The 12,841-nt window shown below is 38.6% G+C and carries 11 protein-coding genes, 1 pseudogene and 1 riboswitch; of the genes and pseudogenes, 9 read left to right on the forward strand and 3 right to left on the reverse strand.

Annotation, left to right across the window (positions count from 1 at the left end; all coding sequences use genetic code 11):
* Both RTP52_RS04515 and RTP52_RS04520 read left to right on the forward strand, forming a co-directional pair.
* A pseudogene (locus RTP52_RS04515) lies at positions 1-231 on the forward strand (ABC transporter ATP-binding protein); the annotation flags it as partial.
* A complete protein-coding gene (locus tag RTP52_RS04520; protein ID WP_312369471.1) occupies positions 221-2,194 on the forward strand; it encodes an FtsX-like permease family protein in 1,974 nt (657 codons plus the stop codon). The pseudogene RTP52_RS04515 and the gene RTP52_RS04520, both read left to right, overlap by 11 nt.
* A 138-nt stretch (positions 2,195-2,332) precedes the next feature.
* Here RTP52_RS04520 and RTP52_RS20495 read toward each other — a convergent pair whose 3' ends face one another.
* Entirely contained in the window at positions 2,333-2,644 is a 312-nt protein-coding gene (locus RTP52_RS20495) for a fibronectin type III domain-containing protein (protein ID WP_442913522.1), read from the reverse strand.
* A gap of 253 nt (positions 2,645-2,897) precedes the next feature.
* On the opposite strand from RTP52_RS20495, the gene RTP52_RS04525 reads away from it, so the two are divergent.
* The 3 genes from RTP52_RS04525 (at position 2,898) to RTP52_RS04535 (ending at position 5,641) form a co-directional block, all read left to right on the forward strand.
* A complete protein-coding gene (locus RTP52_RS04525) occupies positions 2,898-3,578 on the forward strand; it encodes a response regulator transcription factor (RefSeq protein ID WP_312104089.1) in 681 nt (226 codons plus the stop codon).
* Positions 3,579-3,600: 22 nt separating this feature from the next.
* A complete protein-coding gene (locus tag RTP52_RS04530; RefSeq protein WP_312369472.1) occupies positions 3,601-4,269 on the forward strand; it encodes a HAMP domain-containing protein in 669 nt (222 codons plus the stop codon).
* A 169-nt stretch (positions 4,270-4,438) separates the two neighbouring features.
* Positions 4,439-5,641 (forward strand): TolB family protein, encoded by a 1,203-nt coding sequence (locus tag RTP52_RS04535; protein ID WP_312369473.1) that lies wholly within the window; start codon positions 4,439-4,441, stop codon positions 5,639-5,641.
* 222 nt (positions 5,642-5,863) lie between these two features.
* Here RTP52_RS04535 and RTP52_RS04540 read toward each other — a convergent pair whose 3' ends face one another.
* Positions 5,864-6,829, reverse strand: a complete 966-nt coding sequence (locus RTP52_RS04540) for a GIY-YIG nuclease family protein (RefSeq protein WP_312369475.1) — start codon at positions 6,827-6,829, stop codon at positions 5,864-5,866.
* 495 nt (positions 6,830-7,324) lie between these two features.
* Here RTP52_RS04540 and RTP52_RS04545 point away from each other — a divergent pair, with 495 nt between their 5' ends.
* Positions 7,325-7,774, forward strand: coding sequence for a chemotaxis protein CheX (locus RTP52_RS04545; protein ID WP_312369476.1), 450 nt, complete (start codon positions 7,325-7,327; stop codon positions 7,772-7,774).
* A gap of 81 nt (positions 7,775-7,855) precedes the next feature.
* Here the strand turns inward: RTP52_RS04545 and RTP52_RS04550 are convergent, their stop codons facing one another.
* Positions 7,856-8,359: a cupin domain-containing protein gene (locus tag RTP52_RS04550; protein ID WP_312369478.1), complete on the reverse strand. Its 504-nt coding sequence runs from the start codon at positions 8,357-8,359 to the stop codon at positions 7,856-7,858.
* A 288-nt stretch (positions 8,360-8,647) separates the two neighbouring features.
* Here RTP52_RS04550 and RTP52_RS04555 point away from each other — a divergent pair, with 288 nt between their 5' ends.
* The 3 genes from RTP52_RS04555 to RTP52_RS04565 form a co-directional block, all read left to right on the forward strand.
* A complete protein-coding gene (locus tag RTP52_RS04555) occupies positions 8,648-9,664 on the forward strand; it encodes a polysaccharide deacetylase family protein (protein WP_312369480.1) in 1,017 nt (338 codons plus the stop codon).
* A 161-nt stretch (positions 9,665-9,825) separates the two neighbouring features.
* Positions 9,826-11,619 (forward strand): WD40/YVTN/BNR-like repeat-containing protein, encoded by a 1,794-nt coding sequence (locus RTP52_RS04560; protein WP_312369482.1) that lies wholly within the window; start codon positions 9,826-9,828, stop codon positions 11,617-11,619.
* A gap of 317 nt (positions 11,620-11,936) precedes the next feature.
* Positions 11,937-12,067: riboswitch (cyclic di-AMP (ydaO/yuaA leader) on the forward strand.
* A gap of 142 nt (positions 12,068-12,209) precedes the next feature.
* The coding region (locus RTP52_RS04565; RefSeq protein ID WP_312369484.1) for a cation:proton antiporter at positions 12,210-12,841 on the forward strand (632 nt) is incomplete at its 3' end.

Consider the following 12,841-nt stretch of genomic DNA (forward strand, 5'->3'; position numbering starts at 1 on the left):
TCTGCCAGAATGTTGTTGGAAAGTTTCACCCGACTGAATAGCGAAATCGAAGCCACAATTCTGATGGTTACCCATGACGCTTTTTCCGCTAGCTACTGCAAACGCATAATTTTTATTAAGGACGGGAAGTTGTTTAACGAGCTGATCCGTGGAAATGAAACCCGCAGAGAGTTTTTTAACCGCATCATGGAAGTCATTTCTTTGTTGGGAGGTGAATTAGATGCCCATTAAGCTTGCCCTCAAAAATGCAGAAAGAAGTATTAAGGATTATGCAATCTATTTTTTCACTTTAACATTCGGGGTCTGTGTATTCTATATGTTTAACTCCATCTATGTCCAGCAAGCGATGATGGAGTTAACTGTCGAGCAGACTGAATCTGTAAAAGCAGTACTAGGGCTCTTAAACTATGTGTCCGTATTTGTTGCAGTGGTGCTTGGATTTTTAATTGTTTACGCAAATAGCTTTTTCATCAAACGGCGAAAAAAAGAACTTGGAATCTACATGACACTGGGCATGGATAAGCACCGAATCTCTGTAATCTTGATCATGGAAACTTCTATCGTGGCACTGCTTGCGCTAGTAGCAGGTCTTGTGTTGGGTGTGGTTTTATCACAGTTCATGTCTGTTTTCACAGCAAAAATGTTTGAAGCAGATATGAAAAAATTTTCTTTCGTATTTGCTCCGAGTGCTTTGTTTAAAAGCATTTTGTATTTTGGTATTATATTTTTAATTGTGATAATTTTTAACTCGATGTCTATTTCTAGGTTTAAACTGATTGACCTGATATATGGGAGTAGGGTAAATGAAACACTGAAAATAAAAAATATCAAGGTTTCTTTTTCATTATTCTTTCTTTCCCTGATTTTATTTGGAATGGCATATTACTTGATTCTTACAAACGGAATGTTTTACATTAACGCAGTTTTCTTCACAGGCATTTCGTTTGGTATTATCGGTACGCTTTTCTTTTTTTACTCGCTTTCTAGTATCCTAACAGTTCTGATACAATCAAAAAAAAGGCTGTTTTTTAAAGACCTGAACATGTTCGTTACAAGGCAACTTGGAAGTAAAATCAATACCAATTTTGCTTCGATTTCTGTGGTATGTATCGTCCTGCTAATGACGATTGGTATTTTTTCCATTGGTTACAGTATGCAACATGTGTTGTCATCCGAGCTTCGCAGCTATGCTGGGTTCGACTGCTCATTTTACGATATGCCGTCCAACGAAGATGAATACGGGCGTAGCTTTACAGGGCTTAAAAAATTTCTGGATGAGAACGAAAATATAAAGTTCTATCAGACCTATCGCATTTACGATCTGGAGCAGGGGTACACGGAACTTGATGTTATGTTTCCGGAAGATGCATCGTATCTTAAGGAAAAGGTTCTCAATTGCATCTCTCTGTCAGACTATAATAGAGCAATGAAGATGCAGGGAAAAGAGGAACTTTCTCTTTCTGACAGGGAATACGCAATGCTTACTAACTATTCGCTTCTGACTGATTTTGCAAATGCGTTATATGCCGCAAACTCTTCAATCGTGATTAACGGACAGCATTTACTCCCTGTTTGCTCTCTTGTAGGAAACGCTCGCAATGGCTTGGAGGGTGTTATGTTTATTGTACCGGATGAGTACACGCAAGGACTTCATAGTGGGACATCCGTTCTTAACCTAGACTGCAAGAGCAGCAATAAAGCAGATACGTTTTTTCAACAACTGGCGGAATTTGACGCCTCAAATACTTATGAAGAACGAAATTACTCCTATTACAACAGCCGTGCGGAGATTTATGCTCAGGCTACTACGAATAAAGCGGTTTTATCATTTGTCGCCATTTATTTGGGCGTTATCTTTATGATAACTTGTGCAGCAATCCTTGCCATACAGCAGTTGGCCGACACCGCCGATAATAAATATCGCTACGACTTGCTAAAAAAGTTGGGCACAGATGAAAAGATGCTGAATAAAGCCCTGTTTTTGCAGATCGCCTGTTATTTTATATTCCCGCTGGTTCTAGCTGTCGTCCATTCATTTTTTGGACTGTGGGCGGCAAATGATACACTTAAAATCTATGGAGACATGAATATTGGAGCAGGTATCACAGTAACTGCTGTGTTTGTAGGCTTGTTATATTCGGCGTATTTCATCATGACCTATGTGGGTAGTAAAAGTATAATAAGTAAAAAGTAAGAAAATTAGGTATACATCTAAAGGAAAAAGCTGGGCAGAGCAAACCACCGGCTAAGCCGGTGGTCATGATTTTGTAACTGCTTTTAATATACTACTAATTATCTAGATGACTAGCCTGAAAACCAGGTTGTGCTAAGGTTATAGATTAAAGTTTACAGTATTTGAGTAAGGAGACACACCGGCTTCATTCACGGCACCTACCCTATATTTATAGTTATTGCCGGGTGTGATAGTATCATCAGTGTAGTTTACGTTACCTGTAAATATTCTTGGTCCAACAGTATCAAGAGTGAAATAGGCTCCCCCATTATCAGATCTTTCGATTAAAAAGCCAGTTTCATTAGTGGCATTATCCCTCCAAGTTAAACGAACACGTGGGCCAACTATCTGTATTGCTGCTAAATTAGTTGGAGCAGCAGGAAGTAGAACTTGGACTTGCCCAATTTTCACAACGTTGGAAAAGCTTTAAAAATGGGTGCCTTTAGATGATGAAGGTACCTTTGGACAATCTTAGTGAAATGAAGAAAGAGAACAACTTTATAGTATGGTGAGTCCAGCGAGGCTGGCAAGTAATCATTAAAGCTCATGCTACTGGCATGTCTATGGCCAGCTTTCAATGCTAAATTCTGTAGGAATATATTTAAGAATAATTTACTAAAATAAAGTAGTAATAATTGAATGATGAATCCAAAAGGGTGAAGTGATGAAACAAAGAATATTGGTAATAGAAGATGAAAAGAGCATCGCCGATGCGATAGTATATGCTATGAAGAGAGAGGGCTTTACGGCAGAGGCTGTCTATGATGGAGAAGAGGCTTTGAAGAAATTTGATCTGTTTAAACCCGATGCGATGATTCTTGATATCATGCTGCCGGGCATAAACGGATTCGAGGTACTGAAAAGGCTGGAAAGTAGGAATTCGGTGGGTATCATCATGCTAACTGCGAAGGAGGACATCGTAGACAAGGTTCTGGGTCTTGAACTGGGGGCGGACGACTATATTACAAAGCCCTTTGATATGCGTGAACTCCTTGCAAGGCTGCGATCTCTCTTAAGGCGCTTACAAGTAAAAGCGGGCAGCCAGGTGCAAACGGAAATCCAACTAGATGGATTGATGCTCAATTTGCAGCAGAGAAAGGCGGTTGCCGGTGAGAAGCTTCTGGATCTGACGCCCAAGGAATTTGACCTATTAGCACTTCTGGCTGCCAACCCGGAAAGAGTTTATACAAGGGACCAGCTTTTGGATTTAATATGGGGTATGGAATATATGGGCGGGACCCGGACTGTGGACATCCACGTCCAGCGTGTGAGAAAAAAGCTGGGTCCAGATTATAGCGATATCCTGCAGACCATTCACGGTGTGGGCTATAAAGCTTCAATTTGATAATAGAACGGTGGCGGCTGATATGATATTAAGTATAAAAATAAAGTTCAGTGTTTTCTTAGCAGCGCTTTTGCTACTCACGGTTACCATATTAAGCATTCTGGTTCTGGATGGGATAAAAAAGGACCAACAGGTGCAGTATGAAGCATATTTATCTCAGCAAGCTAGGACGACAAATTTGTATATCAATCAGTTGAGTCTTAGTGAACCTTTTGTGATGCCCGAAACTTTTTTGATTTCTGGTGGAAATAAGCTGGCAAAGCAGCTAAGCAAGGTCAGCGGTCAAATAACCGTATTGTATGACACTAATGGTAAAAAAATTGGTGAATCTACGGCTGAAAGCAGAGCAAGTAATGTAGAAAAAGCCCTTTCTTTTGCCTTACAAAATAAAATAGCCTATCAAGTAGAGCAGGATTCCCTTTATTACCTTGCGCCGTTGACCAAAGGCGGTGAACAGGTTGGGGTAATTCAGCTTAATTATTCGCTGGAGGGGTATCTTAATTTCTATAATTACATTCAGACACTATTTATTTCTATTGGTGCCGGTGTTTTTATTGTCAGTTTCATTCTCGGATATATTTATTTCAACACATTTGCTAATGGGATTTTAAAGTTAAAAAAAATGGTTGACCGAATCCGGACCGGCCAATACAACATAGAGATCCCTCGTCCATCATCAAAAAACTTATGAAAAAGCAGGGAGGAACCGTTGCATTGGTTGAAACCGGCCCTGAAGGCTCAACCTTCCGTTTATGTTTTCCTTCCTATGAAAAAGATAAATAATTTTACATATTAGAAACATTACAGTTATATTTCCGATATATAAGCCTGATATGATAAAAGAAAAAGGAGATGATGCAATGATGAAAATAATAAAATTTGTAGCCGCTATTGCATTCCTATTGACTTTTACTGCCTGTAGCATGAAGCAGGAAGGAAATAGAACCGTGATCAAAGAGCCTGGTAAAAGCATTACTGTTATTGAAAATGAAAATACTGAAACCGACCAACCCTCTATTTTTGTTGAAAAAATCGATCGATATGAGGGAATGGAAATTACGGACTGGTTTGATGAACAGACCGTTGTCCTTGCAAAGGAAAATCCAGAGCTGGGGAAAATGAGCCTTCTAGAGAATGCGGAATTCTACCCCAGAAGTATTTATCTGTATCACTTGGATACCAAAGAATACGAAACAGTGAAGGCCCCTAAGGATATGTTTCTTGGCGGGGCGATATTGTCCCCCGATAAAAAGCACCTGTTGTACTATGAATACTCGATTGGAGATACCGCCCATTATTTAATGAGCATGGACGAAAGGGAACAGTCACTTGTTACGGATAATATTCTTGGAGTCGCTTTAACTGCCGAGTGGGCTGACGCTAATAGTGTGATCGGTGCTTCCTACGCAGGAGGTGTTTATATAGCTGATACAAATAGGAATATCACACAGGTTGCTGATCTACAGGAGCAATTGTTCACTGTGCAAAAAACGCAGGATAAAATTTATTATATAACAATCGACGACTCCTTGCAGTTGTATATGCTAGATATGATAACCAATGAGAAAAAGAATCTGAAAGTGGAAAATGCGGATGGAATCATTCCATCACCCGATGGGAAGCAAATCCTGATTTCTCAATGGGAGGGTTCCAAGAAAAAGCTTCTTGTTGCCGATGCTGAGGGAAATATCTTGAGGACCATCGCAGAGGGAACCGAGGTGACCGGAGCTTCTTGGTCTCCCAACCAGTTAATGATCGCTTACCAACTCAAAACTGTAATCAATGGTGTAGACAGTAGCGGACTCTATTTGTATGATGTGTTAACCGGTAAATCCATGCAAATTGCTGTGAACATCGAAAGTGTAAAAATCAGGTGGAGCCCTTTAGGGGAAAAAATCGCCATTGCAGAACTGGATGAAAGAAACTATAACAGTAGCATCATTTATTTGAAAGTGAATACCGCAGAGACGGATGAAACCAATGCCAAAGATAATGATAAAGATGCTAGCGAAACAAAAAATATAGGCTATATTGTAGCGATAAATACGGAGAAAAAACATTAGTGAAAGATAATGTAGTAGTTTTGTTAGTGAGCAATCTAGTATGCCAATACTTGGATCAATGAAGTGTTTTTTTCAGATTTAGAGACAATAAATGTTCCAACTTTAATTCTTAACACGCAAACGCTTAAATTAAAACATGCCGCCAAGGAACCACTGGTCTTGGCGGCATGTTTGTAATAGCTACGGGTGGGTAATTGACATTCGCCGAAAGGAAGGTTATAGCTATAGCAATTCTACCAATTCCTCAGGCAGATCGGAGATTTCCGAATATATAATATCCCGGAAATCAATCCATTCTTTCTCATTCTCTTGAATACTTTGAACGGGTGGTATTAGTAATTCACTGGTCTTGATGAAATCCTTCCGGATATCTTTCGTAACATTTTCTGTAGGTATACCATGAATAATACGACCATTTAGAATATAAAACAGCTTGTAGCACCCATTTTCCATAGGAAGCTTTAGTAGTATGCTTCTTGAGGATAAGCTTTTATAGCCGTTCAAACCGTTTTTAATCATTTTAAAGCAGGATATCATATCCCTGTAAATAGAGGCCATTTCGAACCGATATGAATCAACGGCTTCCTCTAATTTAGACTGCAGGGTATTAACTAGTAAGAGAAGATTGTCTTCTGATGCAAGAAGTTCGGAGAGAACTGCCTTATTTTGATCAAATAGATCCTTATCCATAGAAATGGGAAATATATGATATTCAAACTCATACTGGTCGCCGTTTCTTGTAATCGGATAAATATTCTTTAGCTTAACTAGAAATTCGCTTATGGTGTATTTGCTTCTGAAGGGGCCGTAACAATGATCAGTTCTTTCTTCCATTACGGATAGGGAATTATATTTATTATAGTCCTCTAATTTAATAAAAAAGTAGTTCCGGTCATTTTTCATCTGGGCATTGAATCGGGGTTTATATTCCTTTATTAAGGAACACTCTAACAATCGAGCTTCCAGATGAGTATCGGTAACAACATACTCAATATCCCTAATCATTGGTACCATCCGATTTACCTTGTCCCACTTTGGAGTTTTGACAAAATAGGATTGGACTCTTTTTTGAAGGCATTTACTCTTTCCAATATAAATTATAACACCCCGGGAATCCAGCATTTTATAAATTCCAGGGAGTTTTGGAATCTGCTTTAGTTTATCATTTGTAATGTATTTATGATCCATTTCTTCACCTTAACATAATTAAAATCAGTAATCTTTGTTAATAAATATGTATTCTATCATAGCATAAAAGAAATGGGAAGTCTATTATTCTAGACTATATTAGTAGAATGTCTGAAGATACAAAGGGGTCCTAATAATGAGTTAGATAAGAACGGAAAATTAGATAGACTTGATGAATTTTTATTATTTATCATTAGTTCTATAATCCTATTTTTATAGGAATATAGTCTGTGAGCTATAATATTAATCTTATGAATTGTCGAAATTTAATAGAAAACAAAATGAGGATTATAAAATACATGAGTGAACGACAATCAATGACTTTCATATATCGTATTAGATAATATTAAGTACTGAAGAGCAGCAGTAATTAGTGTATTAAAAAATAAAGATGTACAGCTTATTGATGATCTTAAACAAAGAGAAGAATATTTTAAATTATTAACCGTAAAAACTTTAGGGATGCGGTAACTATAAGGAGATTTTGTGAGGATTATGGATGTTAAGTATATAAATACCGTTTTAGAAACTTTCAATGTTACTTTGGAACAATTCGGAGTACATAATATTAAAAGGTGTAATATTCAAAAGAAAGACAAAATGTACTTGAATTTAGATGTATCGACAGTAGTCTGTTTTCAAGGTGCAGTTCAGGGGGATATAGCTCTTTCTATGCCTTTAGATACTGCGAAAAGATTAGCATCAATGATGATAGGGATGAGTATTACTTCCATTGATGATATGGCTAAAAGTGCAGTAGGAGAATTATCCAGTATGATAGCAGGTTCTTTTGCAACAAAACTTTCTTCATTTGGGTTATCAACAAAGATTAATCCTCCCAGAGTTATTTTAGAAAACGCTGAAATTAACAATTTTGAGACTTTAGCGATTGATTTTGAAACTGACATAGGTAAAATAGAACTAAATATTGGACTGCTTATATAAGCCGAACTTGATCTTACATCTGATGAAAGTTAAACAATTATACTCTTACAAACGCAACCGTTCTTTGACAAAAATTAATGCTTATTGATTTGAAGTCAGTTTATTAATTATCTGCTGATGCTCGGGATATTTTTCTATCAACTCATTTCTTTTAAATAACTCAAAGTCTTTAAATTCAAATCCTGGCGATACCATGCAGCCAACTAATGCATATCCTTCATTATTCATAGCGGAACCAAATATATAATCTTTTGGCACCAATACTTGAGGCTTTTCACCATTTTCGATATCTAGTCCAAGCTGTTCAGTGAAAAGCTCTCCTTTTGGGCTAATCATATAAATAGTTAGCGGGGAACCTGAATGATAGTACCACATTTCATCAGATTTTAGTCTGTGAAAATTAGATACTTCTCCGTCCCTAAGTAAAAAATAGATACTTGTCCAAAGTATTCGTAAATCTTCAAAGTCAATTTTTAATTCTTTTGAAGTTATATTTTCTTCTGACATATAAACTTCTTTATAAAATCCACCTTCCGGATGCGGTGTCATGTTCAAATTTTTGATGAAATAATCTGCTGTATACATAGTGATGCTCCTTTCAATTTTTTCTTATTTTATTATATCGGATTATTTCGATATGTAAATTTAATTCCATCAAATCTGACATGGGAACATTACCCAGTGAAAAAACTTGAACAAAAGAACATTTAATGATAATATAATAATGTAAAATATTACCATATCTATGCATACGGTATTTTAAATGCTAAGGGCTTCGTGTAGTGGCTTTGTTTAACATTTCCTAAAGCATAGAAGTGTAACAACTCTGAGTTGTGATGTATATTGTTAATCAATCTGAAAGGAGGAACGCATATGAAACGAAAAGTGAATTTATTACTAGCGCTTATCATGTGTTTTACGTTTGCATTTCCAGCAGTTAATGCATTAAGCGCAACTACCAGATATGAATGTGAGAATATGACCCTTGGCGGTCAGTACGCCGGGAAAATCAGTTCACCGTTCTCCGGAGTCGCTTTATACGCCAACAATGATTACTGCCAAACCAGTAATATTACCTGGAACAACACCCAGAAGACTATTAGTATCAGGGGGAGCTCAAGCAATTCGAGTACCGCTACAGTGGTTGTGAAGATGAACGGATATGAAATGGGTAAGGTGAATTTCACCGGTACTACTCCTACGATTCAGTCCTTTACCTGTACCCCACAATCCGGTTCCTACCCGGTCCAGCTTATTGTGACCAATGATAATGGGAATTGGGATATCTACGTGGATTACTTGGAGATCAGCGATACCAGTAGTGGTGGTGGAGACGGCGGCACCAGCGGTAATGTTTACCTTACCTTTGATGATGGGCCATTGAATGGAAATTCACCAACCCTGATTAATAACCTAAAAAGTGCAGGATGCAGCAAGGCCACTTTATTCGTCTGGGGTAACAGAATCAGCAGCAACCAGACTGGTTGGAATGCCTACTTAAATTCAGGATTTAGTCTCCAGAATCATAGCTGGACGCACTCGCATATGACCAGCTGGAGCTATCAACAGGTCTATAACGATCTCCAACAATGTAACCAAGCAATCCAGAACGCCGGAAAACCTAAGCCAACGAAGATAAGGCTTCCTTATCTCGAGAGCAACTCAACGATACAGCAAGCTTGTTCAGCACTGGGCCTGTCGATCGTCAGTCCTAATGTTGACACTCAGGACTGGAACGGCGCCAGCACACAGTCAATCGTTAACGCTTGCAACAACTTGCAGGCTAGTGGAAACCCGTTGATGCATGATGGATATCAGACGACTAACTCGGCTATAGCGACCATCGTTCAGAATCTAAGGAACCGTGGTCTCGGTTTTGCACAATACTAAACTGTAATGGCATAAAAAGCCGCCTGTTTAAAGCGGGCGGCTTTTTAGCTACAACTTTGGACATGTAATCGGATTCCTTTAAATGATCTAATATATCGACTAAAATAGGCTTCTTAATTACAATCCAAGGAGAAAAGATTTCTCAATTAAGGAGAAAAAACATGAAGAAGATTTATCTATCTTTATTGCTTGTGCCATTGTTATTGCTTGTAGCTTTCTTATTAGTTCCTAAAAAAACGCCCTCTGAATCATGGGTACAAACCAACGGACCTTACGGTGGTTACATTCATTGCTTTGCAATTGAGGGTAAGAATATATATGCTGGAACGGAAGGCAGTGGCATTTTTCTTTCCAACGATGGTGGTACAAGCTGGAATGAGATCAATTCAGGATTGACAAATAAAAATGTCTATTCCCTGGCTGTAGGTGGTACTAATATCTTTGCCGGAACCGGCAGTGGTGTTTATATCTCCTCCAACAACGGAGAAAGCTGGGAGTTGATCGATTCAGAATTATCCTATACAATTGTCCTATCTCTTGTCATAAATGGCACAGATATCCTCGCCGGAACCAGCAGCGGTGTTTATCTTTCTGCCGATAATGGCACAAGTTGGAGAGGTGTTAATACAGGTTTGACATCCGCTAATGTCAATTCTATAGTCATAAGCGGAGCGAATATCTTTGCCGGAACTCAGGACGGCGGTATTTTTCTTTCTACCGATAATGGCAGCAACTGGAGTCCGGTTAATTCAGGTTTAACAAACCCTCATATTAATTACCTCGCTATAAGCGGCACTACAATCTTTGCCGGATCATATGGCGGCGGTGTTTATCTCTCTGACAATAACGGCAAGAGTTGGAAGGCTGCTAACAAAGGCTTAACTAACAAATACGTCAATACTATTGCTGTTAGTGGTACGAATATCTTTTCCGGAACTGAAGACGGTATATTTCTTTCTTCTGACAACGGAAAAAGCTGGAGTGGTGTTGGTTCCGATATGACAAATAATTATATTTTTACTCTTGCTGTAAGTGGTGCTAGTATCTTCGCCGGAACGAATGGCGGGGGTGTTTATCTTTCTACAGACAGCGGCACGAATTGGGATGCTATTAATTCCGGTATGACAAATACCCATGTCGGATCTTTCGCAATGAAAGGTACCTCTGTTTTTGCCGGAACGAATGGAGCAGGAGTATTTCACTCTGTGAACAACGGTGAAAGCTGGAAGGAGATCAATTCCGGTTTGACGAACCCTTATGTCTTTTCGATAGCTGTAAGCGGCTCTAATATTTTTGCTGGAACCAATGGCGGGGGTGTTTTTCTCTCCACTGATAATGGTTCCAGCTGGAGGGAGGCTAATTCCGGCTTGACAAACGAATACATATATTCTCTTACCATCAGTGGCTCTAATCTCTTTGCCGGAACCTTGGGCGGAGGTGTTTTTCTCTCGACTAATAATGGTACAAGCTGGTGCCCGGTTAATTCGGGTTTGACCAACCCTTATGTCGGTTCTCTTGTCGTGAGTGGCTCTAATATCTTTGCCGGAACTTTTGGTGGTGGAGTATTTCTTTCTACCGACAATGGTGCAAGCTGGAGTGCAGTCAATTCAGGGTTAACAAACACTCAGATCTTTTCTCTTGCTGTGGACGGAACCAATCTTTATGCCGCAACTCCTGGTGATGGTGTTTTTATATCCACCGACAATGGTACAAGCTGGCGACCGATTAATTCAGGACTGACAAGCACACAAATCGATTCTCTTGTCGTCAGGGGCACAACAATCTTCGCCGGAACCTATGGCGGCGGAGTTTTTCATTCCACCAATAATGGCACTGGCTGGAGTGAGGCTGATTCAGGATTATCAAATATTGATGTTTATTCTTTTTGTATAAGCGATACGAATGTCTTTGCCGGAACGAATGGCTGGGGTGTCTGGAAACGGCCATCAAATTGAATCTACTGTGGAATAATTTAAAAATACCTGGCGGAAAACTTCAATTGATTTAATTGATGACCGTGATGAACTTGATACTGCTTTTCAATCTGGGAGTTATCAAAAGAGTAGTATGGTGAGACAAATTCTATTTTCACAAGATTAAGAGGAAGAAAGAGATAAAAGCCTTTCTTCCTCTTTGGTTCGTAAAGTATATGCTCAACTAAGAAAAGCCAATCGAATTGACAGAAAAGAAACCGATATAACCCTGTAAAAAACAATTAATAGTGAATGAATTGGCTATAAATTTGACTATTTTGCACGTCTATGCTAAGCTAAATGAAACATATCCGAATATCTTTATGGTAGTGGGGGAACCAATTTCAGGGGTGAATCTTAGTGTTTAAGAGGGGCAGCTTGGGAGCCCTAATCCGTCAGCTAATCCCATAGGAGAATACCAAGCGAATGACGAAGCTCAGTATGAGTTAGTTTATCCGCTTTTTTGATGTGCAAAAATATACTAACAGGGAGGCTCGTAGTAGGAGAGTGTCAATATTTGCAAAAAGCGTTAAACTTGTCTAAGGTTTAATACTATTATGTGGAGGAAAAAATTGAATTTACTATTGAAAATCAGTATTGTGATGCTTGTTGGAATTATAGGCGGGAAGGCAGCCAAAGTTTTTAAACTTCCCAATGTATCCGGTTATCTGGTAGCAGGATTATTTTTAGGACCCTCATTTTTAAAATTCATCGGTTCGAGTGATATGGAATCATTTTCTGTAATAAATGAATTAGCCTTAGCGATAATTGCATTTAGTATCGGAAATGAATTTGTTATTAAAGATATGCTAAAATTAGGAAAGTCCATCGTAATTATTACCCTGGCAGAGGTTGTCGGAGCCGTTGTTGTTGTTTTTACGGTTATGTATTTTTTACTGAATCAACCTTTTGCATTTAGCATTGTAATAGCATCTATGTCAGCCGCTACGGCACCGGCCGCAACTTTATTAGTAATAAGGCAGTATAACGCTCATGGACCATTAACAAGAACAATATTACCGGTAGTTGCTTTAGATGACGTATTTGGAATAATAGCGTTTGGAATTGCCATGTCTTTGGCTAAGTTAGCGACTGGACAACAGGATTTTTCCATAGGGCAAATGATTAGCGGATTGGTTATTGAAATAGGCGGTTCCATTTTACTGGGCTTGGTTCTGGGATTGTTGCTTACTATTATAGCAAA

This window comes from Lachnoclostridium sp. (genome assembly GCF_031997925.1).
Taxonomy (GTDB): domain Bacteria; phylum Bacillota; class Clostridia; order Lachnospirales; family Lachnospiraceae; genus Lachnoclostridium.